24 protein-coding genes are annotated in these 26,583 nt (G+C 66.6%); 20 read left to right on the forward strand and 4 right to left on the reverse strand.

The features are described 5' to 3' along the window. Nucleotides 1-223 precede the first annotated feature (223 nt). Both VHP37_13355 and parC read left to right on the forward strand, forming a co-directional pair. Entirely contained in the window at nucleotides 224-2,185 is a 1,962-nt protein-coding gene (locus tag VHP37_13355) for a DNA topoisomerase IV subunit B (GenBank protein HEX2827329.1), read from the forward strand. Between the two features lie 166 nt (nucleotides 2,186-2,351). After that, the gene (gene parC / locus VHP37_13360; protein ID HEX2827330.1) at nucleotides 2,352-4,595 is read left to right on the forward strand and encodes a DNA topoisomerase IV subunit A; all 2,244 of its coding nucleotides are present in this window, start codon (nucleotides 2,352-2,354) and stop codon (nucleotides 4,593-4,595) included. A 37-nt stretch (nucleotides 4,596-4,632) separates the two neighbouring features. Here the strand turns inward: parC and VHP37_13365 are convergent, their stop codons facing one another. Further along, entirely contained in the window at nucleotides 4,633-5,796 is a 1,164-nt protein-coding gene (locus VHP37_13365) for a S8 family serine peptidase (GenBank protein ID HEX2827331.1), read from the reverse strand. A gap of 214 nt (nucleotides 5,797-6,010) precedes the next feature. Between VHP37_13365 and VHP37_13370 the strand changes: the two genes are divergently transcribed. From VHP37_13370 to VHP37_13400, 7 genes are all read left to right on the forward strand, one after another. Next, entirely contained in the window at nucleotides 6,011-6,970 is a 960-nt protein-coding gene (locus VHP37_13370; protein HEX2827332.1) for a tripartite tricarboxylate transporter substrate binding protein, read from the forward strand. 32 nt (nucleotides 6,971-7,002) lie between these two features. Next, the gene (locus VHP37_13375) at nucleotides 7,003-8,418 is read left to right on the forward strand and encodes a carboxypeptidase regulatory-like domain-containing protein (protein HEX2827333.1); all 1,416 of its coding nucleotides are present in this window, start codon (nucleotides 7,003-7,005) and stop codon (nucleotides 8,416-8,418) included. A gap of 9 nt (nucleotides 8,419-8,427) precedes the next feature. After that, entirely contained in the window at nucleotides 8,428-9,243 is an 816-nt protein-coding gene (locus VHP37_13380; protein ID HEX2827334.1) for a hypothetical protein, read from the forward strand. Nucleotides 9,244-9,253: 10 nt separating this feature from the next. Next, nucleotides 9,254-10,831: a D-aminoacylase gene (locus tag VHP37_13385; GenBank protein ID HEX2827335.1), complete on the forward strand. Its 1,578-nt coding sequence runs from the start codon at nucleotides 9,254-9,256 to the stop codon at nucleotides 10,829-10,831. Between the two features lie 133 nt (nucleotides 10,832-10,964). Continuing rightward, on the forward strand, nucleotides 10,965-11,258 hold the full coding sequence (locus VHP37_13390) for a hypothetical protein (GenBank protein HEX2827336.1): 294 nt from the start codon (nucleotides 10,965-10,967) through the stop codon (nucleotides 11,256-11,258). A gap of 96 nt (nucleotides 11,259-11,354) precedes the next feature. After that, the gene (locus tag VHP37_13395) at nucleotides 11,355-12,692 is read left to right on the forward strand and encodes a hypothetical protein (protein ID HEX2827337.1); all 1,338 of its coding nucleotides are present in this window, start codon (nucleotides 11,355-11,357) and stop codon (nucleotides 12,690-12,692) included. Beyond that, nucleotides 12,680-12,895 (forward strand): hypothetical protein, encoded by a 216-nt coding sequence (locus VHP37_13400; protein ID HEX2827338.1) that lies wholly within the window; start codon nucleotides 12,680-12,682, stop codon nucleotides 12,893-12,895. The genes VHP37_13395 and VHP37_13400 overlap by 13 nt, the downstream gene beginning before the upstream one ends. On the opposite strand, the gene VHP37_13405 is transcribed toward VHP37_13400, so the two are convergent. Beyond that, nucleotides 12,892-13,215, reverse strand: coding sequence for a hypothetical protein (locus tag VHP37_13405; GenBank protein HEX2827339.1), 324 nt, complete (start codon nucleotides 13,213-13,215; stop codon nucleotides 12,892-12,894). The two genes, VHP37_13400 and VHP37_13405, sit on opposite strands and share 4 nt — an antisense overlap. A gap of 164 nt (nucleotides 13,216-13,379) precedes the next feature. On the opposite strand from VHP37_13405, the gene VHP37_13410 reads away from it, so the two are divergent. From VHP37_13410 to VHP37_13435, 6 genes are all read left to right on the forward strand, one after another. Beyond that, a complete protein-coding gene (locus VHP37_13410; protein ID HEX2827340.1) occupies nucleotides 13,380-14,303 on the forward strand; it encodes a transglutaminase family protein in 924 nt (307 codons plus the stop codon). A 524-nt stretch (nucleotides 14,304-14,827) separates the two neighbouring features. Further along, complete coding sequence (locus tag VHP37_13415) at nucleotides 14,828-15,697, forward strand: tripartite tricarboxylate transporter substrate binding protein (protein HEX2827341.1); 870 nt, start codon at nucleotides 14,828-14,830, stop codon at nucleotides 15,695-15,697. A 29-nt stretch (nucleotides 15,698-15,726) separates the two neighbouring features. Beyond that, nucleotides 15,727-16,074 (forward strand): RidA family protein, encoded by a 348-nt coding sequence (locus tag VHP37_13420; GenBank protein ID HEX2827342.1) that lies wholly within the window; start codon nucleotides 15,727-15,729, stop codon nucleotides 16,072-16,074. Nucleotides 16,075-16,083: 9 nt separating this feature from the next. Further along, nucleotides 16,084-17,319 (forward strand): alpha-hydroxy acid oxidase, encoded by a 1,236-nt coding sequence (locus VHP37_13425; protein HEX2827343.1) that lies wholly within the window; start codon nucleotides 16,084-16,086, stop codon nucleotides 17,317-17,319. 61 nt (nucleotides 17,320-17,380) lie between these two features. After that, nucleotides 17,381-19,126: an acetolactate synthase catalytic subunit gene (locus VHP37_13430; protein HEX2827344.1), complete on the forward strand. Its 1,746-nt coding sequence runs from the start codon at nucleotides 17,381-17,383 to the stop codon at nucleotides 19,124-19,126. Continuing rightward, entirely contained in the window at nucleotides 19,123-20,091 is a 969-nt protein-coding gene (locus VHP37_13435) for a tripartite tricarboxylate transporter substrate binding protein (protein HEX2827345.1), read from the forward strand. The genes VHP37_13430 and VHP37_13435 overlap by 4 nt, the downstream gene beginning before the upstream one ends. A 149-nt stretch (nucleotides 20,092-20,240) precedes the next feature. On the opposite strand, the gene VHP37_13440 is transcribed toward VHP37_13435, so the two are convergent. After that, nucleotides 20,241-20,648 carry a carboxymuconolactone decarboxylase family protein gene (locus tag VHP37_13440; GenBank protein ID HEX2827346.1) on the reverse strand — a complete coding sequence of 136 codons (408 nt, stop codon included), beginning with the start codon at nucleotides 20,646-20,648 and terminating at the stop codon, nucleotides 20,241-20,243. Nucleotides 20,649-20,735: 87 nt separating this feature from the next. Between VHP37_13440 and VHP37_13445 the strand changes: the two genes are divergently transcribed. Then, the gene (locus tag VHP37_13445) at nucleotides 20,736-21,731 is read left to right on the forward strand and encodes a tripartite tricarboxylate transporter substrate binding protein (protein ID HEX2827347.1); all 996 of its coding nucleotides are present in this window, start codon (nucleotides 20,736-20,738) and stop codon (nucleotides 21,729-21,731) included. Nucleotides 21,732-21,843: 112 nt separating this feature from the next. Here VHP37_13445 and VHP37_13450 read toward each other — a convergent pair whose 3' ends face one another. Next, nucleotides 21,844-22,536, reverse strand: a complete 693-nt coding sequence (locus VHP37_13450) for an intradiol ring-cleavage dioxygenase (protein ID HEX2827348.1) — start codon at nucleotides 22,534-22,536, stop codon at nucleotides 21,844-21,846. Nucleotides 22,537-22,583: 47 nt separating this feature from the next. On the opposite strand from VHP37_13450, the gene VHP37_13455 reads away from it, so the two are divergent. From VHP37_13455 to VHP37_13470, 4 genes are all read left to right on the forward strand, one after another. Next, nucleotides 22,584-24,203, forward strand: coding sequence for a GMC family oxidoreductase N-terminal domain-containing protein (locus VHP37_13455; protein ID HEX2827349.1), 1,620 nt, complete (start codon nucleotides 22,584-22,586; stop codon nucleotides 24,201-24,203). A gap of 75 nt (nucleotides 24,204-24,278) precedes the next feature. Next, nucleotides 24,279-24,572, forward strand: a complete 294-nt coding sequence (locus tag VHP37_13460; GenBank protein HEX2827350.1) for a GIY-YIG nuclease family protein — start codon at nucleotides 24,279-24,281, stop codon at nucleotides 24,570-24,572. A gap of 240 nt (nucleotides 24,573-24,812) precedes the next feature. Beyond that, nucleotides 24,813-25,607, forward strand: a complete 795-nt coding sequence (locus VHP37_13465; protein HEX2827351.1) for an enoyl-CoA hydratase-related protein — start codon at nucleotides 24,813-24,815, stop codon at nucleotides 25,605-25,607. 6 nt (nucleotides 25,608-25,613) lie between these two features. Then, on the forward strand, nucleotides 25,614-26,573 hold the full coding sequence (locus VHP37_13470) for a tripartite tricarboxylate transporter substrate binding protein (protein HEX2827352.1): 960 nt from the start codon (nucleotides 25,614-25,616) through the stop codon (nucleotides 26,571-26,573). The last annotated feature ends 10 nt before the right edge of the window (nucleotides 26,574-26,583 follow it).

The following is a 26,583-nucleotide window of genomic DNA, read 5'->3' on the forward strand; positions in this document are numbered from 1 at the left end:
TGCACGATTGTTGCGACGTATTATGTCCCGCACGGCGGGAAGTTTTCTACCGGGGCGCTTTCAAGGCCTGTCGGGACGCCGCAGGCGTCAGGACTCCCGTATTCCCAGACACTTATCGGCGCTGTACCCGCGCGGTACACCGGCGTGCGCGATGGTGCCGTAGCGCGCGGTACAATGCGCCGTTTTTCGAAGCGGCGCCCCCGGTGCGCCTCTCAAGGATTCCATGGCAGCAAAGAAATACGACGAAAGCTCGGTCAGAAAGCTCCGCGGCATCGAGCCCGTGCAGCGCCTGCCGGGCATGTATACCCGCACCACCGATCCCACCCACATCATCCAGGAAGCGATCGACAACGCGGCCGACGAGGCTTTCGGCGGTCACGCGAAGCAGATCGACGTGACCGTCCACCGCGACGGCTCGGTGACCGTCGCCGACGACGGTCGCGGCATCCCGGTCGGCCTGCACCCCGAGGAGAAGATCCCGACGGTTCAGCTCGTCTTCACCGAGCTGCACGCCGGCGCGAAGTTCTCCAAGACCGAGGCCGACGCGGCCTACAAGTTCTCCGGCGGTCTGCACGGCGTCGGCGTGTCGGTGACCAACGCGCTCGCCGACCGCTTCGAAGTCGAGGTGAAACGCGAAGGCGCGCTCCACCGCATCGTGTTCGTCAACGGTGCGGTCGCGGAGAAGCTGAAGAAAGTGAAGACGGTGGGTCCGCGAGACACGGGCACGTCGCTTCGCATCTGGCCGAACAAGAAGTATTTCGACTCGCCCAAGGTCTCGATGCCCGACCTCGAGCGCATCGTGCGCTCCAAGGCGGTGCTGCTCCCCGGCGTGCAGGTCACGCTCAACATCGAGACGGCGAAAGAGACCGAGACGAAGCGGTGGAACTACCCGGACGGGATGAAAGGCTATCTCGCGGAGCTCCTCGCCGAAGCGCAGTCCGTGGCGCCGATCTTCGACGGCGAGAAGTACGTCACCGAGGCGAACGGCTTCGCGGTCGGCGAAGGCGCGGGCTGGGCGTTCGCGTTCGTCGAGGAGAGCAAAGGCTACGGCGAGTCGTATGCCAACCTGATCCCGACGCCGGCGGGAGGCACGCACGAAGCGGGCTTGCGCGACGGCGTGTTCGCGGCGGTGCAGGCATTCGCCGAGCATCACGGCATGATGCCGCGCGGCATCAAGCTGGTCGCCGACGACGTGTGGTCGCGCACCGTGTACTTCCTCTCCGCGAAAGTGCTCGAGCCGCAGTTCCACGGCCAGACCAAAGAGAAGCTCTCCAACCGCGACGCGCTCAAGCTCGTCTCCAGCATGGTTCGCGATCCGTTCGAGCTGTGGCTGAACAGCCACGTCGATTGGGGCAAGAAGATCGCCGAGCTCGTGATCAAGCAGGCGGTCGAGCGCTCGCGCTCGGTGCAGAAGGTCGAGCGCAAGAAGTCCTCCAGCGTGGTGATACTCCCCGAGAAACTCACCGACTGCGAATCGACGAGCATCGACGAGAACGAGCTTTTCCTGGTGGAAGGTGACTCGGCGGGCGGTTCGGCCAAGCAGGCGCGCGACAAGCGCTACCAGGCGATCTACAAGATGCGCGGCAAGGCGCTGAACTCGTGGGAAGTGAAGCGCGAGCTCCTGTTCTCCAACGCCGAGATCCACGACATCGCGGTCGCGGTCGGCGTCGATCCGCACGGCCCCGAGGACAATCCCGATCTTTCGGGGCTGCGCTACGGCAAGATCGCTTCGATGACCGACGCGGACGTCGACGGCGCGCACATCTCGGTGCTGCTGCTCACGCTCTTCTATCGCCATTTCCCGAAGCTGATCGAGAACGGCCACATCTACGTCGCGAGCCCGCCGCTCTACAAGATCGACATCCCCGCGCTGGGCAAGCGCCAGCGCAAGATGGTCTACGCCCTCGACGAGGAGGAGCGCAAGTCGATCCTCGATCGCGCGCGCGACGACGGCGTGAGGATGGAATCGATCAAGATCCAGCGCTTCAAGGGCCTCGGCGAGATGAATCCCGAGCAGCTCTGGGACACCACGCTGTGCCCCGATACGCGGCGGCTCCTGCAGGTGCGGATCGAAGATCGCGAAGCGACTTACGCGATCTTCAACATGCTCATGAGCAAGCGCGAGGCGGACAAGCGCTGCGCGTGGATGGAAGAAAAAGGCGACACCGTCGAGGCTGACGTGTAGCGCAGGCGCCTCGCCTGCAGCAGAGACATTCATGGATACCAAGACCCGAAGCTCCAAGCCCGACGACGACCTGTCGGGCGACCTTTTCGCCGAAGCCGGCAGCGGCGGCGGCAGCACCGGCCTGCCGCCGGCGCCGCCCGCGACGGGCGGCGACGACTACATCGACATGGCCGCGTTCGCCGAGCGCAGCTATCTCACCTATGCGATGAGCGTGGTGCGCGGCCGCGCGATCCCGAACGTCGAAGACGGCCAGAAGCCGGTCCAGCGCCGCATCCTCTACGCGATGCACGAGCTGGGACTGCGCGCCGGCGTGCAGCACACCAAGTCGGCGCGCATCGTCGGTGAAGTGCTCGGTAAGTACCATCCGCACGGTGACGCATCGACGTACGACGCGCTGGTGCGCATGGCGCAGGATTTTTCGCTGCGCTATCCGCTCATCGACGGCCAGGGCAACTTCGGCACCGCCGACGGCGATTCGGCCGCGGCGTATCGATACACCGAGGCGCGTCTCACCCCGATCGCCGACCTGCTGCTCTCGGAGATCGACCAGGACACGGTCGACTTCCTGCCCAACTACGACGGCCGGCTGCATGAGCCCGAGCTTCTGCCCGCCCGCCTGCCGATGCTGCTGCTCAACGGCGCATCGGGCGTGGCGGTCGGCATGGCGTGCGAGCTCCCGCCGCACAACATGCGCGAGGTCGCCGAAGCGGCGATCCAGGTGCTGAGGCATCCGAACACCAAGCCCGAAGCGCTGATGGACATCATGAAAGGCCCCGACTTCCCGGGCGGCGGCCAGATCATCAGCCCGCGCCAGGCGATCGTCGACGCGTACACGTCGGGCCGCGGGAGCTTGCGCGCGCGCGCACGCTGGAAAGTCGAGAACCTCGCGCGCGGCCAGTGGCAGGTCGTGGTCTACGAGCTGCCGCCCAGCACCTCGGCCAAGCGCGTGATGAGCGAGATCGAGGAGCTCACCAATCCCAAGCCCAAGGAGAAGGGCGGCAAGATCAACGCGACGCAGGCGAACCTGAAGCAGCTCATCATGGGCGCGCTCGAGAAGGTCAACGACGAGTCGGGCAAGGAAGACAAGGTGCGGCTGGTGCTCGAGCCGCGCTCGTCGCGCCAGGATCCCGACGAGTTCATGCGACTCCTTCTCGCGCACACCAGCCTCGAGGAGAACTTCTCGGTCAACCTGGTGGTGCTCGGCCTCGACGGCCGGCCGGGGCGCAAGAACGTCCGCGAGATCCTCGACGAGTGGGTGCGGTTCCGCGTCTCCACCGTCACCCGCAGGACGAAGTTCAGGCTCGGCCAGGTCGAGAAGAGGATCCACATCCTCGAAGGCCGGATCATCGTCTTCCTCAACATCGACAAGGTGATCAAGGTCATCCGCGAGTCGGACGAGCCCAGGCCCGAGCTGATGAAGCGCTTCAACCTGACCGAGGTGCAGGCGGAGGACATCCTCGAGATACGGCTTCGCCAGCTCGCTCGTCTCGAAGGCATCAAGATCGAGCAGGAGCTCAAGGAGCTCAAGGGCGAGCGCAAGGAGCTCAAGGCGCTGCTCGCCGACGAAGGCGAGATGAAGAAGCTGGTCACCAGGGAGATCCGCGAGGACGCCAGGAAATACGGCGACGAGCGCCGCACCCTGATCGAGGAAGCGAGCCGTGCCGCCTTCGAGCGCCAGGTCGTCGACGAACCGCTCACCATCATCGTCTCGCGCAACGGCTGGGTGCGCTCGCGCCAGGGCCACGGCCTCGACCTCACCGGCGTCACGTACAAGACCGGCGACGCCGAATACGCGATCGTCGAGACGCGTTCGGTCAACTTCATCGCCGCGATCGATTCGACGGGACGCGCCTTCAGCGTGCAGGCGTCCGACATCCCGGGCGGCAAGGGCGACGGCGTGCCGTTCACGTCGCTGATCGAGCTCGCACCCGGCGCGCGCCTCGCGCACATCGTCGATGCCGCTCCGGGCAAGCGCTACCTCGTCGCCAACTCCGGCGGTTACGGCTTCGTCACCAAGTCCGAGGAGCTGCTGTCGCGCGTGCGCGCCGGCAAGACCTTCATGACCCTCCAGGAAGGCGAGGAAGTGCTGCGCCCGGCGCAGATGACCAAGGACTCCGAGATGGCGGTCACGCTCTCCGAGCACGGCCGCATGCTGCTCTTCAAGGTCGAGGAGCTCAAAGAGCTCGCGCGCGGCCGCGGCATCACGCTGATGAGCCTCGACGACAGGGAGAAGATGACCGCGGTCGGCTTCTCCGGCGGCAAGTCGGTGACGGTCGTCGGCAAGTCGAAGTCGGGCGCGGACAAGACGGTGCGCGTCTCGGGCGAAGACCTCGAGAAGCACGTCGTCCATCGCGCGCGCAAAGGCTGTCTCCTGCCGGGCAAGATCGTGCCGGAGGCAGTGAAAGCGTAACGCCGCGGGGGCGGCTCCCGCGGCCGCCTCCGACGGATCAGCTTTGCGGCGCCTGGACCATGCCTGCGCCGTAGTCGTGCGCGTCGTATTCCTCGGGAATGCCTCTCGTCGTGCACGAGTCGATGACGGCGTTGCGCAAGGTCTCGGCGTCGAGGCGGTCTTCCTTCCTGAGCTTTTCGGCCCACAGCGCCGCGACGCCGGCGACGTGCGGCGTTGCGGTGCTCGTGCCGTTTCGCCTGCGCCACCGCTCGGGCATGGGTGTGGCGGACCAGATATCGGCGCCCGGACCCGATACGTTCGCGTCGGTATTCGAGCTGTGCCATGACGCTAACACGTTATCGCGGAAGCTGAGAGCGGACACCGCTAGTACATTCCTGGCTGCCGCAGGCAGATTCACCGCAGCCTCCCAGTCCTCGTCCGCCTCTCGCAGGCTGTCGTTTCCCGCTGCGGCTATGAGAACGCAGGGCTCGATCTGCCGGGCCAGTTGCTCGAAGAAACGCAGCGTATCGCGGTAACCGATCAGCGCTTTCGACAGCGCAATGGCCGGAGGCATGTTCGCCGCGAGATCCGTCATCATCCCGTCCAATAGGCGGATGTCCAGGGACAGAGAAATCACATGCGCGCCTTGGGCGGCAGCCCACGCAATGGCTTTCGCCATGCGCGCCGGAGCGAGCTCCACGTCATCCGCGATGATTTTGCCGATCAGAACTTTCTCGATGTCTCGCGCAACGCCGATGCGCCTGCCGTCGACGTCCTGGCCGAAGAGCACGCCCGCGCAGTGCGTGCCGTGTCCGGCGATTCGTCCCGTTCCGGTGTCTCCGTTTCCTTTGCCCGTGAAGTCTTGTTGAACGATCCGGTCCTTGATGTCGTGGAACGCCGGGTGATCGATATCGATGCCGCTGTCCAGAATCGCGACGGTGACGCCCTTGCCGGTGAACGGAGACGTGTCGGCTCCGACCGCTTTGACGCCCCATTGCATACCCTGCGGCGGTCCTTCGGATGCGGCTTGCGTGGACGCCGGGCTCGGCACGGTGGGAGCGCCTGACGCGGCCGGTGCGAGCGCCAGCACGCTCGGATCGTTCTGCAATTCGCGCTTTTCCTTGCGATCGAGCCCTTTCACCTCGAGCGTGGGCGTCGGAGGGTGGGCCCGGGGTGCCCCAGTATGTGGGGCCCTGCGCAGGATCACATGTTCTTTCTTCATCGGTTCCCTTTCTTCGATCAGAGCGCAAGACGGCTGGCGACCTCGCCATCATTGCACGACCGACGCGGAGTAACGCTGTCGATCGGTGCTATGGCCGATGCGATCTCGAGCTCGAAACGTTGTCAGCCATTCACCGATTGACGCGGTTCGCCGGTGTGCATATAAAACCTCAACGAAAAAGCAGCGCCGGACGCTCTTCACGAGGAGGTGCTCCATGAAAGCGCACACGCTCCTGCCGTTGTTGCTCGCGGCCGTCACCCCGACGGTCGCACTCGCCGCCGAGTACCCGTCGCGGCCCATCCGCATCGTCGTGCCTTTCACCGCCGGCAGCGCGAGCGACCTGCTCGCGCGCATGATCGGGCCGAAGCTCACCGAGGCGTGGGGACAGCAGGTCGTCGTCGACAATCGACCGAGCGCGGGCGGCACGGTCGCCGGACAGATCGTGGCGGGCTCGGCGCCCGACGGTCACACCCTGATGATCACCTCGTCGGCGTTCGCGGGCGCCGCCGCGCTCTACGACAAGCTGCCTTACGACCCGGTGAAGGACTTTTCCGGGATCACGCAGGTGGCGGCGACGTACCTCGTGCTCGTCGCGGGAACGGGCGGTCCCAGGTCGGTGAAGGATCTCATCGCGATGGCGCGCGAGAAGCCGGGGCGGATCAACTACGGCTCCTCGGGGATCGGCAGCGGCACCCATTACGGCGGCGAGCTCTTCAAGCTCGCGGCGAAGATCGACCTCGTGCACGTGCCCTATCGCGGCGTGCCCGAGGCGCTGACCGACACCATGAGCGGTCGCATACAGGTCGCGATGTCGCCCACGCTCATCGCCGCGCCGCTGATCCGCAGCGGCCGGCTGGTCGCGCTCGGCGTGACCGCGTCGCAGCGCCTCGGCGTCCTCCCCGACGTGCCGACGATCGCGGAAGCGGCGCTGCCGGGCTTCGTCTACGAAGGCTGGTTCGGCGCGCTGTGTCCTTCGCGCACCCCGCGCGCGACGGTCGCGAAGCTCAACCGCGAGATCGGCCGCGTGATGACGCTGCCGGAGAACCAGGAGCGCATCGCGCGCGAAGGCTCGGTCGCGCGCGTGTCGACGCCGGAGGAATTCGAAAAGCTCGTGCGCGGAGAGATCGTCATGCGCACCAAAGTGTTCAAGGCCGCGGGCGCCAAGCCCGAATGAACGAGGAGCGGCGACGACGGGGGAGGTGAATCGTGCTGAAGAACCCGCGGCAGGAGGGACAGCAGGCCGACGCGACCGTATCCCAGGACAGCGCGGGGACGCGCAAGGATCGCCGCAAGACCGACAAGCGCGGTTGCAGCGAATGGAAGTCGATGAAGGACTGGGTGTGCGAGCGCCCGTGGCCCGTCGTGCTGTTCGGTCTGCTGTTCGGCATCGCGTGGATCGGCTGGGCGACCGACGCGTGCAGCGATCACGGCATTCCCGAGATCCTGCTGCCGCTGCTGATGCTGGCGTGGGTCGGCGCGCTGTTCGCGTGGTTCATCGTGTGCTTCGCCGGCGACGCATACCTCAACCGCCTGCGCGCGATCGAGTTCGCGTACTTCTTCATGGTCCTGTCGTTCTGCCTCGTCGGCGTGATGATCACCGACATGGGGAAGGCGCGGAAATTCGGCGTGGTCGAAGGCTGCATCGAGAACCTCGCGCCGAACAACGTCTCGCTCATCCAGTGCGATTACCCGATACGCGCGCCGTGGCGCATCGTGGACGCGGCGAAGAAGGACAAGGAGAAGAGCGTCGCCGCACCCGCCGAGGCCGACACCGCAACGGCTGTGCAGACCCCCGCGCCGGCCCAGGCCGCCGCCCGGGATGCCGCCAAGGCCAAGTCGGGCATCGAGAGCAACGGCATGCCCACGATCGACGAGCTGAAGGACTACTACGCGGCGAACAGGAACTACCACTACCTGCTCAACATCGGCGGCAGGCTGACGCCGCTCGAGCAGGCGCGCTACGAGGAGATCAAGCTCGGCGGAAACAACAAGCGCGCGCAGTGCAACGCGCCGGTCTATGCGGTGCGCGGCGGTCTGCCGGTGCCGGTGTATTTCATCGTGCTCGCCCTCATCGGCGGCGCGATCAGCCTCGCCAAGAACGTGCCGGTGATCCACAAGCGCTCCGACGAAGCGTGGCAGGGCACGGTCACCGAGCCGCGGCTCGCGCCGGGTGAAGTGCGCGAGCTCCTGCTCTTCCAGGTCCTGCAGTTCGTGTCGGCGCCGCTCCTCGCGGTCGCGGCGTATCACACCATCAAGCCCGATTCCTTCGGCACGACCGTCGCGCTCGGTTTTCTGGTCGGCTTCGCGTCCGACCAGATCCTCGCGTCGATCCGCGGCATGATCAAGAGTCAGCCGCTCGGCAGCGCCATGCAGACCCCGCTCGCCGGCAGCATCAAGGGCGCGGTGACGCAGGGCGACAAGCCGGTGCAGAACGCGACGGTCGTGCTCCTGAGCACGACGCTCAACGCGAAGACCGACGACAAGGGCGGTTTCCTGCTGACGGCGGTGCCCACCAAGAGCGATCCGTACACCCTGCGCGTCACCGCTGCGGACAAGAGCAAGGAGGTGCCGGTGACGGTGAAGGACCCGGCGCAGGTGACGGTCCAGATCGCGCTCGCCTGAGGGCGTCCGATGCCGTTCTCGCCGAGCTCGCCGGTGTTCGAGTTGCTGCGTGCGGAAACGACCGAGGGCGGCCTGTCGGACGGTCAGTTGCGCGATCTCGTCGCGTACGTCGAGCGCTCGCCGATCCTCGAACGGCGCCTGACGGGTTTCGAGCGCGTCGGGGGACGCATCGTCTACAACACCGACGAAGTGAACTGCTACTGGCTCGACCGCTCGACCGAGCCGCCGGGGCCGCCGACGATCTACCTCGCGGCGTCTTTTCTCGAGACCGCCGACATCGCCGGGATGGTGCAGATCGTCGCGCACGAGCTGTCGCACTTCGAGACCGACGCGGGCACCGCCGGAGGCTTCAACCCCAACGCCATGGTGAACAAGGATGTCGCGGCCGCTGCGGGGTGCCGCGACGAAGCGCGCGCGTATGCGCTCGAGTACCTCGTCCAGCAGGAGATCAACCGCACCCAGCCGCGCGTGGACTGGATGGCGCGAGGGCAGGAAGCGGCGATCAGGAGCGGCCTCGACACGCTGCCCGCGGACGAGCACGACGAGATCCGCAGGCTCGATGCGGCGACCCGGACCACGATCGCATGGGCCGCGAACTGGACCGGCGCGGATCCGAAAGCCGGCGGCTATTTCCAGTTCTATCAGAACGAATGGCTCAGGACGAACCCGCCCGGCGGCACTGCCGCCGCGAGCAAGGTCGAGCTCGTCTGCGATGCGAGCGGCAACATCGTCAAGCTCGAATACGTCGCGGGCGCGGAGGGCGCGCGCATCGTCATCCTCGATCCCGCGGTCGGCGGGTTCACTCCGGGGACGCGGCTCGCGTAAGCTTGCGCTCGTGCTCCGCTATCTGATCTTTGTGCTCGTCGCGGCCGCCGCGCACGCCGCGGACGCGCCGTACGACCTCGTGCTGCGCAACGCGCGCATCGTCGACGGCACCGGCAGCCCGTGGTTCAGGGGCGAGGTCGCGATACGCGGCGACACCATCGTCGAAGTCGCGCCGCAGGTGTCGCGTCCCGCTGCCCGCACGATCGACGTCGGGGGCAACGTCGTCGCGCCGGGCTTCGTCGACCTGCACACCCACGCGATCCGCGGCATCTTCGAAGTGCCTACGGCGGACAACTACATCCGCCAGGGCGTCACGACCGTCCTCGAAGGGCCGGACGGCGCCTCGCCGGTGCCGCTCAAGCCTTTTCTCGACAAGCTCGAGCAGCTTCCGAAGTCGATCAACATCGGGAGCTTCGTCGGGCAGGGCTCGGTGCGCGCGAAGGTCGTGGGGCGCGCCGACCGCGCGGCGACGCCGGACGAGATCGCGAAGATGAAAGCGATCGTGCGCGAGGCGATGCACGACGGCGCCTTCGGCCTCTCGACCGGGCTCTTCTACGTGCCGGGGAAGTTCACGCCGTCGAGCGAGGTGATCGAGCTGCAGAAGGAGGTGAGCCCGTTCCGCGGCCTGCACACCTCGCACATGCGCGACGAAGCGTCGAAGATCGTCGACAGCGTGCGCGAGACGATCGCGATCGGCGAGCAGGGCGGGGTGCCGACGCAGATCTCGCACCACAAGGTGATCGGCAAGGCCTACTGGGGGAAAACGGTCGAGACCCTGAAGCTCGTCGACGAAGCCCGCGCGCGCGGCGTCGACGCGACGATCGACCAGTATCCTTACACCGCTTCGAGCACCTCGATCCACGCGGCGCTGCTGCCGGGATGGGCGCTCGAAGGCGGGCTCAGGGAGACGCGCCAGCGCCTGAAGGACCCCGCCACGCGGGCGAAGATCAGGCAGGCGACCGCCGATCTCATCCGCAACGAGCGCGGCGGCGGCGATCCCGCCAACGTGGTCGTCTCGCTCTGCACGTGGGACGCGTCGCTCGCGGGCAAGAGCCTGGCGGTCATCGCGAAGGAACGCGGCATGACGCCGACGATCGAGAACGCCGCGGAAGTCGTGGCGTGGCTCATCGACAACGGGAGCTGTCGCGGCGTGTTCCATGCGATCAGCGAGGACGATCTCCTGCGCGTCATCGTGCATCCCGCGACGATGGTCGCCTCCGACGGCGAAGTCGTGATCTTCGGCCGCGGCGCGCCGCATCCCAGGAGCTACGGCACGTTCGCGCGCGTGCTTAGCGTTTACGTGCGCGAGAAGAAAGTGCTGACGCTCGAAGGCGCGGTCCGCCGCATGTCCTCGATGCCCGCGATGCGCATCGGCCTCGCCGACCGCGGCGTGATCCGCCCGGGGATGAAGGCGGACCTCGCGGTCTTCGATCCCGCGCGCGTGCGCGACGCCGCGACCTTCGAGAAGCCGCACCAGTACGCCGAAGGCTTTTCGCACGTGATCGTCAACGGCCGCATCGCGTACGAGAACGGCGCCATGACGGCGGCAAGGGCGGGGCGCGTCCTCTACGGTCGCGGCAAGCGCTGAGAAGCCGTCATTCCGGACCGCGCGGCAGCGCGTTGTGATCCGCAATCCATTTTGACGTTGAAACCGTCTTAAAATGGATTCCCGCCTGCGCGGGAATGACGTTCCGCGCACGCATCACCATAGGAGGCAGGCAGTGGTCACCCTCGAATTCCACGATCCCTCGGGCGCGCTCGAAGTAAGCGTCCCGTTCGCGAAGCGTCTCGATACGCTCGAAGGCAAGAAGGTCGGCATCGTCACCAACGATCAGTGGCAGGCGTATCGCATGATGCCGGCGCTGAAGGAGATGCTGGAGAAGGACTTCCCCGGCGTCGAAGTGCTGCCGGTCGACGCGTATCCGCAGGGCAACCTGCTGATCGGCACCGAGGAGACGGCCAAAGCGGTGAAGGCGAGCGGCGTCGACGCGGTGATCGTCGGCAACGCGAGTTGAGGGGCCTGCGCCACAGCATGCGGCCGTGCAGCCGCTAGGATAGAAAGCCTCGGGATCCCGACGGTCACGCTGACGAGGCAGGACTTCGTCGGCGTCATGAAGAACGCGGTGTCCGGCCTCGGGCTTGCGCCCGACGCGTCGATGGTGACGTTCCCCATCGACATGTTCCTGCCGGGCAGCGACATCTCCGCGCTCGAGCTTCGCAAGCGCGAGTTCTACAACGGTCTCACCAAGTGGAAGTCGGAGTTCGGCACCGGCGTGGGCGAGAGCAAGATGGTGAAGGTCGAGGCGCCGACTTACGAGGATGCGCTGATCCAGGCGAACAACCTGATGATCACCAACCTCTGGGGCGACGGCCTGCCGGTGTGGCCCGCGACGCGCGCGCGCGTCGACTGGATCCTCAAGGGCGCGGCGTTACCCCGCGATCACGTGCTCGGCAAGTTCCCGCCGCGCGGCGGCATCACCACGATCGAGACCTGCGCGGTCGCGCTCGCGATGGCGGGCGGACGTCCCGAGTACCTGCCGGTGCTCGTCGCCGCGGTCGAGTGCGCGCTCGAAGCCGATTCGAACTTCGATCAGCTCCAGGCGACGTCGGGCGCGCCGTTCCCCGTCGTGATCGTGAATGGTCCCATCGGTAAGGAGATACGCCTCAACTCGGGTTTCGGCTGCCTCGGTCCCGATCCGCAGCAGCCCGCCGGCGCGTCGATCGGACGCGCGCTGCGCATGCTCCAGCAGAACGTCGGCGGCGCATTACCAGGTGTGGGCACGATGGCGATCTGGGGCGCGATGCGCTACACCAACGTCGTCTTTGCCGAAGACGAGGAAGGCCTGCCCGAAGGCTGGCAGCCGCATGCCACCGATCGCCACGGCTTCGAGCCCGGCACCAACTCGGTGTCGCTGGTGTTCGCGAGCGGCGTCACCAACGTGCGCCGACGCAGCGCGCGCAAGGAAACGCCCGAAGAGGACATCCTTCAGGGACTCTGGCGCATGGCCGATTACATGCGCACGCCGAACCTCGGCGGCCTGATGGGCTACGAGAAAGGCACGCCCGGCGTCTTCCTGATTCCGCGCGTGGTGGCGCAGATGATGGCCGAGCAGGGCTGGACCAAACCCAAGTTGAAGCAGTTCCTGTACGACAACTCGAAGATCCCGATGGAGCACCTGAAGCGCGGCGGCGCGCTGTCGTGGTTCGAGATCGATTCGAACCCGATCACGCGCGACAGCGTGAAGCAGGACCCGTGGCCGGTGACGCTGAAGCCCGAGAACATCGTCTTCGTCGTCGCGGGCGGCTCGCATCCGACCCACGCGTACTGGCTGCAGGGCACGGGCCCGCGCGTGCACGGCCGCGTGATACGCACGCCGGAAACCTTCGATCGCCTGCTCGCGCAGGCCGATCGCGATCTGGGCTGCGCCTCCGACGAATGCCGGATCTGATCCGGCGCTGGGTCTTCCGACTGAACCGCGCGAGCGCGGCGGCGCTAAGCCGCGTGCTCGCGTGGCTCGATCGGAATGCGGAGCGTCAGGGCGGCGGCTGGGGCGCCACCATGGAATACCGGCATCGCTACACCAACCCCGACGACGCGAAGCGGGCGCGCAACGGTCTGCCCGAGCGCCGCAAAGGCGATCGCAGAGCCTAGATCCCCGTCAGACCCGGCGCCCTCGGCGCGGTCATCTGCATCTCTCCGCCGGCGCTGGGCGCCATCTCGGACTGCATCATCAGAAGCTGCAGCAGCAGCATCTGCATCGCGGCCATCTCCTCGGGGCCGGGGGGCGTGCCGTCCGGCGAGGGACCGAGCTCGAGGATGATCACGTCGTTGGTGCCGCCGACGTTCGGGGGCACGTCCGCAGGAGCTCCGGCCTGGGGCTGCGCGTCCTGAACCATCTCGGGACCCGCATAAGCGCTGCCCCACGTAAGGCAGAGACCGACTGCGGTCGCCGCCAGCTTCTTCGCAAACATGTGCCGACTCCTGCGATTCAGTAACTGACGCGATAGACCTTGCATCCCCCGTGCCGTGGATTCGAGTCTTCGTCGCGGAATGTTCCTGTCGGGCCGAAGCGACGGGTTGCGCGCACTGGTAGAGTGCACGTTGTGTGGCATAGGTGTTGCTCGAGGAGGCCCCGATGAACGCCGTCCCGATCGATCCGCCGCCGCTGGAGCTCACCGTCCGCGTCGGCTGCAAGCTCGCGTACGAGACCGCGGAGCGCGCGCCGCTCCTGCTCGTGCTCAAACCCAGGCTCGACCTGCGCCAGCTCATCCTCGAGGAGAAGCTCGTCTTCGGCGAAGGCGTGCCGACCGAGCAGCTCACCGATTCGCACGGCAACACCGTGTATCGTCTCATGCTGATCCCAGGCCGCAACGAGATCGTGCACGACGCGATTTTCGCGGTGCCCAGCGTGTGCGACAACGTCGGGCTCCCCGACGAGATGGTCCCGATCGAGCGCCTGCCGATCGAGGTGCTGCGCTATACGATGCCGAGCCGCTACTGCGACTCCGACAAGCTGATGGCGTTCGCGCTGCAGAAGTTCGGCCACATCCCGCGCGGCGTCGAGCAGGTGAAGGCGATCTGCGAGTGGACGTACCGGAATATCGAATACCGCTACGGCTCGGGCAGCGCGGTGATCTCGGCGTGGGACGTGGTCGAGCGCGGCTACGGCGTCTGCCGCGACCTCGCGCACGTCGGCGTCGCGCTGTGCCGCGCGATGAGCTATGCGTCGCGCTACGTGTCGGGGCACGTCCCCGACATCGCGGTCATCGACCCCGACATCCCGATGGACTTCCACGCCTACTTCGAGGTGTATCTCGGCGGCTGCTGGCACACCTACGACGCGCGCTACAACATGCCGCGCATCGGCCGCGTGAAGATCGCGCACGGCTTCGACGCCGTCGACGGCGCGTTCTCGACGATCTACGGCGTCGCGTCGCTCACCAGCTTCGAGGTGTGGGCCTACCAGATGGACCGCAAGCACGTGCGGGTCGGCGATCCCGTCGATCTCACCAAGCGCCTCGACGGTACCGAAGAGCTGCGCTTCGCGTCGAACGCTTGATGGGAGCCTGTCGCGGCTCTTAACCGTTCGCCCTGCGTGTACTGGCGTAGGGTGCGTTAGGCGCAACGCGCCGTAACGCACCGTTTGGTTCGCAGGGTGCGCGCGAGCGCACCGCGCCTTACCACCGTTCGTCCTGAGCGTAGCGATAGCGAAGTCGAAGGACGAACAGCACTACCGCGCACACTGCTTTGCTCTCTCTCGCGACGCAATCGACGCGTGCGCCGCGCCACCCATGGCCTTCCCGCCCGACTCGTCGCCGCTGCTCGCGCTCGAGCTTCGCAACGCTCAGCACGAACGGCTAAACAGCGCGGTGCGCTTGCGCGCACCCTACGACAATGCATCTTCGTTTCCGCGCGGCGCCGCGGTTCGACGTATCATCGACATGAACGCAAGCGCTTCAATCGTTCACTGTTCACGGAGATCCGATGATCGAGCGTCGTGCATTGCGAGTCGCCTTCCTGGCAGGAGCGCTCGCGCTTTGTTTTTCGCAGGCTCACGCAGCGGGCGCGTACCCGGAAAAGCCCGTGCGGCTGATCGTCCCGTCGCCGCCGGGCGGCGGCAACGACATCATGGCGCGGCTCGCAGGGCAGAAGCTGACCGAAGCGTGGGGCAAACAGGTGGTGGTCGACAACCGTCCGGGCGCCGGCGGCGCGATCGCGTTCGAGATGGCGGCGCGCTCGGAGCCGAACGGTTATACGCTCCTGCTGGGCAGCACCAACTTCACCGTGCTGCCGGATATGACGAAGGTGAATTACGATCCGATCAGGGATTTCGCGGCGGTCTCGCTGCTGGCAACCTCGATGAACATCCTCCTCGTGCATCCGAGCGTCCCGGCGAAATCCACGAAGGAGCTCATCGCGCTCGCCAGGGCGCGTCCGGGCAAGCTCAATTACGCGACCAGTATCGCGACCTCGGTGCATCTCGCCGCCGAGCTCTTCAAGGCAAAGGCCGGCGTGAACATCGTCATGGTGCCCTATAAAGGCATGGGGCCGGCGTTGCTCGATCTCGTCGCGGGCAACGTGGACGTCTCGTTCGCCAACCCCGCCGCGTCGTATCCGCACGTGGAAACGGGCCGCATGCGGGCGCTGGCGGTGACGGGGGCGAAACGCTCCGCGATGCTGCCGAACGTGCCGACGATCGCGGAAGCCGCGATCCCGGGGTTCGAGGCGAGCACGTGGTGGGGCATACTAGTCCCCCGGGGCACGCCCGCCGCCATCGTCTCCGAGGTCAACGGCAAGCTCACGCACGCGATCGCGCAGCGCGACGTGACCGAGCGCATTGCGGCGCTCGGCGCAGAGCCTGCAGGTGGAGAGCCGAAGCGGCTCTCCGATCATTTGAATGCCGAAATCCCGAAATGGCGCGAGGTCATCCGCGCGGCGAACATTCGGTTGTAGCAGTTCCACTTCACCACAGGAGGATCAGCATGAGCATCACCCGTCACGAACCCAGCGGACATCTGAGCAAGGCGGTCGAGCACAACGGCGTCGTGTACGTCGCCGGTTTGACGGCCACGAACAAATCGCTCGGCATGAAGCAGCAGACCGAGGAAGTCCTGAAGAAGATCGACGGCTACCTCGAGGCGGCCGGCACGAACAAGTCCAAGCTCCTCGCGGCGACGATCTACGTCTCCGACATGTCGCAGAAGAACGCGATGAACGAAGCCTGGATCGCCTGGGCCGACCCGAAGAACCTGCCGACGCGCGCCTGCGTCGCGGTCGAGCTGGGATCCAAGGACACGCTGGTGGAAATCGTCGTCAGCGCGGCGAAATAGGAGTCCGGCATGGCGGGCGACACGCTGGGTGCGTACAGCATCGAAGACCTCCGCAGGCGCGCGAAGAAGCGCCTGCCGCGCGGGATCTTCGAGTACATCGACGGCGCGGCTGAGGACGGCATCGCCAAGGAGCACAACCGCGAGGTCTACCGGTCGCTGAAGATCAAGAACCGCGTCCTCAAGGACGTGTCGAAGCGTTCGACCGCGATCGAGATCTTCGGGAAGAAGCTCGCCATGCCGTACGGGATCTCGCCGACCGCGTCCGCGGGCCTGATGAGCGATCTCGGCGAGATCGCGCTGGCCAAGGCGGCGGCGAGGATGGGCGTGCCCTGCACGGTCGCGACCAACTCGCTGACGCCGATGGAGGACATCTTTGAGGCGGCCGGCGGCAATCTCTGGATGCAGCTCTACATGTGGGTCGACCTGCGCCTGCGGGCGCAGTTCGTCGAGCGCATCAAGTCGATCGGTTTCGACACGATGCTCATCACCGTCGACGGCTCGGTCGGCGCGAACCGCGAGCACGACCGCCGCAACGGTTTCTCGATGCCGCTGCGCTACACGCCGAACCTGATCCGGCAGGTGCTGGCGAATCCCGGCTGGTGCGCGCGCGTGCTGGCTCCGCAGTACCTCAAGCGCGGCGCGTTCAGGAAGTCCAACTATCCGGAGGAGATGAACAGCAAGCTCACCGACAAGATCAGCGACCACGAACTGACCAAGCCCGCCACGCAGTGCTGGGACGACATCAAGCGCATCCGCGACGTGTGGCCGGGGCATCTCCTGGTCAAGGGTTTGCAGAGCCTGGAAGACGCGGTGCTCGCGGCCGATTACGGCCTGGACGGCGTCGTCATCTCGAATCACGGCGGCCGCTATCTCGATTCCGCGCCGGCGCCGCTGCAACTGGTGCCGGAGTTTCGCCGGGCCGTCGGCAACCGTCTCAAGCTCATCATCGACAGCGGCGCGAGACGCGGCTCCGATCTCGTGAAAGCGATGGCGATGGGCGCCGACATGGTCATGTCCGGAAGACCGACCTTGTACGGCGCTGCCGCCGCGGGTGAAGCCGGCGCCTATCGCGCGCTCGAGATCTTCCAGACCGAGATGGACCGCGTCATGGCGCAGCTCGGTCTTTGCAGCGTCGACGAGATCAGCCCGCACATCTTCTGGAATCCGCCGGACTGGGTGCCCAAGCCCGTGCCTGCGCGGATCGTCGAGGTCGAGGAGATCATCTCGCGCGTGGTTGGGGTCTGACCCCGACGGAGCGGGGGTCAGACCCCTGCGGTAACATCGCGGATCGGAGGAGGGTCCGCAGATGAACAAGCTCGTCGAGAGCGACGTCGGGGCAACGTCCCGCCACAAGCTCCCCAATCCCTGCGGCGCGCATCTCGTCGCGCGCGCGCTGAAGCGCCACGGCGTCGAAGTGATGTTCGGCCAGAGCCTGCCTTCGGCGCTGTATCTCGTCACCGCCGAGCTCGGTATCCGCCAGCTCGCGTATCGCACCGAGAACGCGGGCGGCTCGATGGCCGACGGTTACGCGCGAGCGACGAACAAGGTTGCGGTGGTGACGGCGCAGAACGGCCCGGCTGCGGCGCTGCTGGTGAGCCCGCTCGCCGAAGCGCTGAAGGCATCTATTCCCATCGTCGCGATCGTGCAGGACGTGCGACGCACGCAGACCGACAAGAACGCGTTCCAGGAGCTCGACCACCTCGACCTCTTCCGCGGCTGCGCGAAGTGGGTCAAGCGCGTCACCGAAGCGAGCCGCATCGAGGACTACGTCGACATGGCGTTCACCGCCGCGGCGAGCGGCCGTCCGGGACCCTCGGTGCTGCTGCTTCCGCAGGACCTGCTGCTCGAAGCGGTGAAGAGCGACGCGCCCGAGCGCACCGCGGCGCTCGGCACGTATCCGCTCGATCGCGCCGCCGCCGATCCCGCAAAGATCGAAGAGGCGGCTCGCCTGCTTGCCGAAGCGAAGAACCCGCTCGTCGTCGCCGGCGGCGGCGTGCACTCGTCGCATGCGCATGCCGAGGTCGCGGCCCTGCAGGAGTATGCGTCCCTGCCGGTCGCGACGAGCGCGATGGGCAAGGGTGCGGTATCCGAAAGCCATCCGCTGTCGGTCGGCGTCATCGGTTACTTCATGGGACAGCGCGCGCGGGCGAGGCACCTCAAGCCGCTCGTCGACCAGGCCGACGTGATCCTGTTCGTCGGCGCGCGCACCAACCAGAACGGCACCGACTCGTGGACGGTCTTTCCGAAGTCGGCGCGCTACATCCACATCGACGTCGACGGCATGGAGATCGGACGCAACTACGAAGCGCTGCGGCTCGTCGGCGACGCGAAGCTCACGCTCGCGGCGCTCACCGACGCGCTCAAGAAACGCAGCGTCTCGGTGCGCACGGCCGCGCGTGGCGCGCTCGAGAAAACGATCGCCGACGCACGGCGCCTCTTCCGCGACGAAGCCGAAGCGATGAGCGCGTCCGATGCGTCGCCGATTCGCCCCGAGCGCCTGATGCGCGAGCTCGAGCCGTTCGTCACGCCCGACACCCTCATCGTGTCGGATGCGAGCTACTCGCCGATCTGGGTCGCGAACTATCTGACCGCACAGCGCGCGGGCCAGCGCTTTCTCGCCGGCCGCGGACTCGCCGGGCTCGGCTGGGGACTGCCCGCCGCGATCGGCGCGAAAGTCGCGAACCCAGGCAAGCCGGTGATCTGCGTCAGCGGCGACGGCGCGTTCGCGCACGTGTGGTCCGAGCTCGAGACCGCGAAGCGCATGGGCGTGAAGATCACGCTGATCGTGCTCAACAACCAGATCCTCGGCTATCAGTGGCATGCCGAGGACGTGCTGTACGGCGATCACACCGACGCGTGTCAGCTCGGTCCGGTCGATCATGCGGCGGTCGCGCGCGCGTGCGGCTGCGAGGGCATACGCGTGGAGAAAGCGTCGGAGATACGCGCGGCGCTGGAGCGGGCGATGAAGAACGACGTCACCACGGTGGTCGACGTGATGATCGATCCGCAGGCGTATCCGCCGATTACGCTGTTCGATGCGAAAAACAAGTGACGGGTAAGGCGGTGACGAAGTGGTTGTTGGTAGCGGCGCTGGTAGTCGGTTCGATGGCGGCGTTTGGGCAGCACTATCCGTCACGACCGATACGCATCATCGTGCCGTTCCCGCCGGGCGGGGCGAGCGACATCATCGCGCGCACGGTGGGGCAGAAGCTCACCCAGCGCTGGGGACAGCAGGCGATCATCGACAACCGTCCGGGCGCGGGCGGCAGCATCGCCGCGGAGATCGCGAAGAACGCGGCGCCCGACGGCTACACGCTGTTCTTCGCGGCCAGCGCGCAGCTCGCGGTGAACCCGTCGCTCTACTCGAAAGTGCCGTACGACCCGGTGCGCGACTTCGCACCGGTCATCCTCACCGGTTTCGGCGTCAACATCCTCGTCGCACATCCTTCGGTCGGCGCGCGGTCGCTCAAGGAATTCATCGCGATCGCCAAGGCGAAGCCGGGACTGCAATACGCGTCACCCGGCAGCGGGTCGACCGCGCACCTGTCGGCCGAGCTGCTGAAGATACAGACGGGCATCGACATTCAGCACGTGCCTTACAAAGGCGCGGCGCCCGGCGTGGTCGACGTGCTCGCCGGGCAGGTGCCGCTCATGTTCGTGACCATTCCTTCGGTGATCGGGCACGTGAAAGCCGGCAAGCTCGTCGCGCTCGGCGTGACTTCGGCGAAGCGTTCGCCGGCCGCACCCGACGTGCCGACCTTCGCCGAGACGCTGCCGGGTTTCGAAGCGACTTCGTGGTACGGCTTCGTCGCGCCCGCCGGCACGCCGCGCGAGGTCGTGACCAGGCTCAATCGGGAGGTCGCCGCGATCCTCAAGCTGCCCGAGGTGCGCGAGGTGCTCACGACCACAGGGACCGAAATCGGCGGCAGCACACCCGAGGCGTTCGGCCGCCACATCAAGTCGGAGCTCGGCAAGTGGGCGGCGGTGGTGAAGAAGTCGGGCGCGCGGGTGGATTGACGTTGCCCGTGATTCCCGAACCGCGGTAGCCGACGCGACTGTCGGTCGCGTCGTCCCGGACGTGTCCGCGATGGCGGACGCGATCCGGGAGCCATTTTGACTTTCAACGTCGTCGAAAATGGATTCCCGCCTACGCGGGAATGACGAACTTATACGAGCGTCGGTTTTTTCTTCTTCCCCTTCCGGATCTCCTCGTCCTCCTTCATCACCGCGGTGTATTGCCGCACCGCGTGCGAGAGCGTCGGCCAACCGGCGTAGTGGGCCACCTGGATCATCACCTCGAAGATCTCCTCGGGCTTGATGCCGATGTGCTGCGCGCTGCGGTAGTGCGAGTAGTTGCCGCTCGGCCGCGCGAGCGCGATGTTCGCCGCGAGCGTGACGAGCTGGCGGTCGCGCAGGCTCAAACCCTTGCGGGCCCATACGTCGCCGAAGAGATGTCCCACCGACATGTCGTACATGTCGGGGCTCAGGTCCTTCTGCTCCATCATGAGGTGCTCGCGGCCCATCTTCTTCAGGAGGTCCATGCCGCGCTTGTAGCGTTTCTTGTAATCGCTCATCGCCTCTTCCCTGGTGGTCGGGTTGTTCCCGCGCCGATGATGTCGCTAACATGCGGGGAGAACAAGAGCGCGATCCCGGAGGAGGGTATGAAACGCAGCTCCATGTTTTGGACGGCCGCGTGCGCGGCTACGCTCGCGTGCGGCGACGCGCTCGCCGCGCAGGCCGCGGCGGATGCCTGGCCGTCGCGTCCCATCCGCGTCGTGGTGCCGAGCGCGCCCGGCGGCGGCACCGACATCGTGGCGCGCCTCATCGCACAGGCGCTGCAGGAGCGCTGGGGCCAGACGCTCGTCGTCGACAACCGCGGCGGCGCGGGCGGCCTGCCGGCGGTGTCGATGGTCGCGAAGAATTCCGCCCCCGACGGTTACACGATGTGCGTCGGCAGCAACGGGCATCTGTCGTTCGCGCCGGCGATCCACCGGCATCTCGCGTTCGACCCGCAGAAGGACCTCACGCCGGTGTCGCTCGCGGCGAACCAGCCTTTCGTGGTCGCTGCTGGTGCGGGCGTGCCTGCCGCTTCCATGCAGGAGCTCATCAGCCTCGCCAAGGCGAAGCCCGGGTCGCTGCGCTACGGGTCGGGCGGCACCGGCACCTCGAGCCATCTCGGCACCGAGCTGCTCCAGCTTCGCTCGGGGATGTCGCTGCTGCACGTGCCTTACAAGGGAACCGGCCCCGGCATGACCGCCCTCCTCGGCGGCGAGATCCAGGTGCTGCTGGTCGGGCTGGCGACGGTCCTGCCTTACGTGCGCAGCAAGAGCGACAAGGTGAAAGTGTTCGCAGTGACCGGCTCGCAGCGCTCCGCCGTCGCGCCCGAGATACCGACGGTCGCCGAATCGGGCGTGCCGGGCTTTTCCTTCGATGTGTGGTACGGCGTCGTTTTCCCCGGCGGCACGCCGCGCGCGATCGTACAGAAGACCAACGCCGAATTACGCAATGTGCTGGCCGCGCCGAGCCTGAAAGAGCGCTATGCCGCGGGCGGATTGGAGCCGGTTTACACCACGCCCGAAGCGTTTCGCGAGCTGATCGACAAGGAAGTGCCGCGATGGAAGGAAGTCGCGCGGCAGGCGAAGATCCAGGTGGATTGAACCAGCCGTCATTGCGAGGAGCGCTAGCGACGAAGCAATCGCGGAGCGTCCGTACCGCGCGTCGCGAGATCGCCACGGCGTTCCTGCCGGAGCCGCCTCGCGATGGCGTGCTTCAGACGTCCAGCGACACGTCGAACGTCCCCGCGTAACCCTTCCGGTGCTCCTTCAACGGCAGGACGAGCTTGCTCCCGCCGATCAGCGACACCACGTCGCGGTTGTTGCGCACCTTGCGCTGGCCGTGCTTCGAGTACGGCGCCTGCGCGTGGATCTCGTCGGTGAGCTTGTCGTCGAAATAGATCTGCGACGTGAACTCGGCCGCGTCGTTGCCTTTTCCGCGGTGGCCGACGCGTATCTTGAAGTGAACGTGCACCGCTCTGCCGGGATACCAGCCGGGATAGATCGTGGTGAAGCTCGCGTGGCCGTTGCGGTCGGTGACCTGGTAGCCGCGCAGGAACTTGAAGCCGCGCGTGTCTTCCTGGAAATCGTCGGTGTCGGAATACAGCCCCATCGCGTCGCAGTGCCAGACGTCGACCTGCGCGCCGGCGAGCGGCAGGCAGGTGCTGCCTTCGGTCTGAGAGACACGGAACGCGAGGTAGAGCGGCACGCCTTCACTTACCACTTTGGTCCACGGATCGGAGCGGATGTCGGAGCGGTTGAGCTTCTCGTCGACGAAGTACGGTCCTTCGATCTGCGACGGGCGCACCACGCACGCGAGCGAAGTGGTCCGTGTCGCCGCACGCGCGAGAGGCGACGCGGCGATCGCGCCGGCGCCGATCGCCATGACGAATTTTCTGCGCTGGATCATGTGGCGATGATAGCGCGCGAGGCCCGATAATCCACACGGGAGGAAGCATGGGCGAACATCGCAGCGCCGGCACGTTCGACTACGTCATCATCGGCGCGGGCACCGCGGGCTGCGTGCTCGCGAACCGACTGTCCGCCGATCCGGAGACGACGGTGCTGGTCCTCGAGGCCGGCGGCAAGGACGACTGGGTGTGGATACACATCCCGGTCGGCTATCTCTACTGCATCGGCAACAAGCGCACCGACTGGTGCTACGAGACGGAAGCCGAAGCCGGGCTCAACGGGCGGTCGATCGGCTATCCGCGAGGGCGCGTGCTCGGCGGGAGCTCGTCGATCAACGCCATGCTGTACCTGCGCGGCCAGGCGCGCGACTACGACGAATGGGCGCAGGTGACCGGCGACTCCGGCTGGGCGTGGAGCAGCGTGCTGCCCGTCTTCATGAAGTCCGAGGACCACTGGCGCGGCGCCGACGAGAAACACGGGCAGGGCGGCGAGTGGCGCGTCGAGCGGCCCAAGCTCACATGGGAGATCCTCGACGCGTTCGCGAGTGCCGCGGTGGAGAGCGGCATCCCGCCTACCGAAGATTTCAATCGAGGAGACAACGAGGGCGTCGGCCGCTTCGAGGTAAACCAGAAGAGCGGCGTGCGCTGGAGCGCCGCGAAAGCGTTCCTGCGTCCGGCGATGAAGCGTGCCAACGTGACCGTGATCACCGGCGCTTTGGTACGCAAGCTGCGCATCGAAGGCCGGCGCGTGCTCGGCGTCGAGTTCGAGCGTGACGGCGTCGCGCACTACGTCGAAGCGCGGCGCGAGACGATACTGTCCTCCGGAGCGATCGGCAGCCCGCAGATACTCCAGCTCTCGGGCATCGGTCCCGGCGGTCTGTTGCAGCAGCACGGCATACCGGTCGTTCACGACGCGCCGGGCGTGGGCGCGAACCTCCAGGACCATCTGCAATTGCGGATGGCGTTCAAGGTCAGGCACGCGCTGACGCTCAACACGCTGCTCGGCTCGTGGTGGCACAAGGGGCGCATGGCCGCGGAGTACGCGTGCTTTCGCACCGGCGCGATGACGATGCCGCCTTCGCAGCTCGGCGCGTTCACGCGCTCCGATCCGTCGCAGGCGACGCCCAACCTCGAGTATCACGTGCAGCCGATCTCGCTCGACCGCTTCGGCGAGCCGCCGCACCGCTTCAACGCGTTCACCTCCAGCGTGTGCAACCTGCGGCCGACGTCGCGCGGCACGGTGAAGATCGCATCGAACGATCCGCGCGCGTATCCCGCCATCGCCCCGAACTATCTCTCCACGCCCGAAGACCGGCAAGTCGCGGCCGACGCGATCCGGCTCACGCGCCGCATCGTGCTCGGCACCCAGGCGATGCAACAGTACGAGCCCGAGGAATACACGCCCGGCGCGCAATACCAGACGCCCGAAGAGCTGGTGACCGCGGCGGGCCACATCGGCACCACCATCTTCCATCCGGTCGGCACCTGCCGCATGGGCCGCGAAGCGGACGACTCCGCCGTCGTCGACCCGCAGCTGCGCGTGCGCGGCGTCGAGCGCCTGCGCGTGATCGACGCGTCGATCATGCCGACCATCACGTCCGGAAACACCAATTCACCGACGGTCATGATCGCCGAGCGCGGAGCCGAGCTGCTGCTACGACATTGACTAGACCACCGTTCGTCCTGAGCGTAGGCGAAGCCGAAGTCGAAGGACGAACAAGGCACAAACATCGGGGCCTCAATGGCTTTCTGGATCTATGTCTTACGGTGCTCGGACGGCTCGTATTACACGGGGCATACCGACAACCTCGAGCATAGATTCAACGCACATCAGAGCGGGGAAATCCCCGGCTATACGCAACCGAGGCTGCCGGTCGAGCTGATGTTCTCGCAAGAGTGTGCGACTCGAGAGGAGGCTTTGGCGGCGGAACTGCAAATCAAGGGCTGGAGTCGGGCGAAGAAAGAGGCGCTGTTTCGCGGGGATTGGGCGGCGATCAATCGCCTCGGTCGAGGTAAGCATCGGCATCAGCGGTAGTCTGAAGGCGTTCGTCCTTCGACTTCGCTATCGCGCAGCTTGTCCTGAGCGTAGCCCGTTCGTCCTTCGACTTCGCTATCGCTACGCTCAGGACGAACGGGCGGAGTCGAAGGGCTCAGGACGAACGGGCGGAGTCGAAGGGCTCAGGACGAACCGGTCGCGGTGCGGCGCGGCTGGCGGAATGACTCCGCACGCGGTAGATTCAGGTCTCCCCGAATACTCGCTGTCGAAGGAATTGCCATGGCTTACGAATGCCTGCTGTACGACGTCAAGGACCGCATCGCCACCCTCACGCTCAATCGGCCCGAGCGGCTCAACGCCCTCGGCGGGACGCTGCGCGAGGACCTGCTGGACGCGATCCAGAAAGCGGGCGCGGACGACGACGTGCGCGTGATCGTCATCACCGGCGCGGGCCGCGGGTTCTGCTCGGGCGGCGACGTCAAGGCGATGAGCGAGCGCGAGAAAAGCGGCGACGGCGGCGCGATCAAGGAAAAGTACCTGCCGATCCGCGACCGGATCGTGATCGCGATGCGCGAGTGCCCGAAGCCGATCATCGCCGCGGTGAACGGCGCCGCCGCGGGGGCCGGCATGAGCATGGCGATGGCGTGCGACATCCGCCTCGCCGCGAACACCGCCAAGTTCTCGCAGGCGTTCGTCAAGCGCGGCCTGCATCCGGACTGGGGCGGCTCGTGGTTCCTGCCGCGCATCGTCGGCACGGCGAAAGCGTGCGAGCTCATCTTCACCGGCGACGCGATCGACGCCCAGACCGCGCTCGACATCGGTTTCCTCAACGCGGTCGTCGCCCCCGAGGCGCTGCTGGAAGAGACTTACAAGCTCGCGAAGAAGATCGCCGACGGCCCGCCGATCGCGATCCAGCTCGCCAAGCGCGCGATCTATCACAACGAAGACGTCGATCTCAAAGCCGGTCTCGAGTTCGAATCCTTCGCGCAGAACATCACGAAGGAGACCGAGGACTATCGCGAAGGCGTGAAGGCGTTCGTCGAGAAGCGCGCGCCGAAGTTCGGCGGGAGATAGCCGACCATGCGCGCCTTCGTGACGCTCGCAGCGCTGCTGGTGCACGCCGGGGTCGCGGCGGCGCAAAACTATCCGTCGCATCCCGTCCGTCTCGTCGTCGGCTTCGCACCGGGCGGCTCGACCGACGTCACCGCGCGCATCGTCGCCGAGCGCCTGACCTCGGCGTACGGCCAGCAGGTGATCGTCGACAACCGCACCGGCGCCGGCGGGAACATCGGCGCGGACATCGTGGCCAAGGCGAACGCCGACGGCTACACCGTGCTGCTCGCGACGACGGGCGTGATGGCGTTCAACGACTATCTCTACAAGCAGCTTTCCTACGACGCGCAGAAAGATTTCGCGCCGGTGACGCAGATCGGCTCGCTGCCGCTCATCATCGTGGTGCCGGTGACGCTGCCGGCGAAATCGGTGAAGGAGCTCGTGGCGCTCGCGAAAGCGAGCCCGGGCAAGTACTCGTTCGGCTCGTCCGGCGTCGGAGGCGCGACCCACGTCACCGCCGAGCTCTTCAAGGCACTCGCCGGCATCGACATCGTTCACGTGCCTTACAAGGGCAGCGGCCAGATGATGACCGATCTCGTCGGCGGCCAGGTGCAGATCGCGTTCGACCAGATCTCTTCGTCGATCGGTTTCGTGAAGACGGGCAAGCTGCGCGCGCTCGGCATCACGACCGCGAAGCGCTCCGAGCTGCTGCCCGACCTGCCGACGATCGCCGAAGGCGGGGTGACGGGTTACGAAGCCACGTCGTGGAACGGTCTCGCGGTGCGCTCGGGCACGCCGCGCGCGGTGATCGATCGCCTCCAGCAGGAGACGCGCAAGCAGATCTTCGATCCCGCGGTGAAGCCCAGGCTCTTCGAGCTCGGCATCGAGCCGATCGGCGGCACGCCGGAGCAGTTCGCCGCGCTGATCAAGTCGGAGCGTGCGAAGTGGATCCCGCTGTTCAGGAAGATCGGCATTCAGCCTCAATGACTTGACGTGC

This window comes from Burkholderiales bacterium, assembly GCA_036262035.1.
Classification (GTDB): Bacteria; Pseudomonadota; Gammaproteobacteria; order Burkholderiales; family SG8-41; genus JAQGMV01.

Excerpts from the sequence above, each read along its gene's own strand:
- VHP37_13355 (HEX2827329.1), top strand. The coding sequence starts at position 224 with ATGGCAGCAAAGAAATACGACGAAAGCTCGGTCAGAAAGCTCCGCGGC.
- parC (HEX2827330.1), top strand. The coding sequence starts at position 2,352 with ATGGCCGCGTTCGCCGAGCGCAGCTATCTCACCTATGCGATGAGCGTG.
- VHP37_13365 (HEX2827331.1), bottom strand. The coding sequence starts at position 5,796 with ATGAAGAAAGAACATGTGATCCTGCGCAGGGCCCCACATACTGGGGCA.
- VHP37_13370 (HEX2827332.1), top strand. The coding sequence starts at position 6,011 with ATGAAAGCGCACACGCTCCTGCCGTTGTTGCTCGCGGCCGTCACCCCG.
- VHP37_13380 (HEX2827334.1), top strand. The coding sequence starts at position 8,428 with ATGCCGTTCTCGCCGAGCTCGCCGGTGTTCGAGTTGCTGCGTGCGGAA.
- VHP37_13395 (HEX2827337.1), top strand. The coding sequence starts at position 11,355 with ATGAAGAACGCGGTGTCCGGCCTCGGGCTTGCGCCCGACGCGTCGATG.
- VHP37_13400 (HEX2827338.1), top strand. The coding sequence starts at position 12,680 with ATGCCGGATCTGATCCGGCGCTGGGTCTTCCGACTGAACCGCGCGAGC.
- VHP37_13405 (HEX2827339.1), bottom strand. The coding sequence starts at position 13,215 with ATGTTTGCGAAGAAGCTGGCGGCGACCGCAGTCGGTCTCTGCCTTACG.
- VHP37_13410 (HEX2827340.1), top strand. The coding sequence starts at position 13,380 with ATGAACGCCGTCCCGATCGATCCGCCGCCGCTGGAGCTCACCGTCCGC.
- VHP37_13420 (HEX2827342.1), top strand. The coding sequence starts at position 15,727 with ATGAGCATCACCCGTCACGAACCCAGCGGACATCTGAGCAAGGCGGTC.
- VHP37_13425 (HEX2827343.1), top strand. The coding sequence starts at position 16,084 with ATGGCGGGCGACACGCTGGGTGCGTACAGCATCGAAGACCTCCGCAGG.
- VHP37_13430 (HEX2827344.1), top strand. The coding sequence starts at position 17,381 with ATGAACAAGCTCGTCGAGAGCGACGTCGGGGCAACGTCCCGCCACAAG.
- VHP37_13440 (HEX2827346.1), bottom strand. The coding sequence starts at position 20,648 with ATGAGCGATTACAAGAAACGCTACAAGCGCGGCATGGACCTCCTGAAG.
- VHP37_13445 (HEX2827347.1), top strand. The coding sequence starts at position 20,736 with ATGAAACGCAGCTCCATGTTTTGGACGGCCGCGTGCGCGGCTACGCTC.
- VHP37_13450 (HEX2827348.1), bottom strand. The coding sequence starts at position 22,536 with ATGATCCAGCGCAGAAAATTCGTCATGGCGATCGGCGCCGGCGCGATC.
- VHP37_13455 (HEX2827349.1), top strand. The coding sequence starts at position 22,584 with ATGGGCGAACATCGCAGCGCCGGCACGTTCGACTACGTCATCATCGGC.
- VHP37_13460 (HEX2827350.1), top strand. The coding sequence starts at position 24,279 with ATGGCTTTCTGGATCTATGTCTTACGGTGCTCGGACGGCTCGTATTAC.
- VHP37_13465 (HEX2827351.1), top strand. The coding sequence starts at position 24,813 with ATGGCTTACGAATGCCTGCTGTACGACGTCAAGGACCGCATCGCCACC.
- VHP37_13470 (HEX2827352.1), top strand. The coding sequence starts at position 25,614 with ATGCGCGCCTTCGTGACGCTCGCAGCGCTGCTGGTGCACGCCGGGGTC.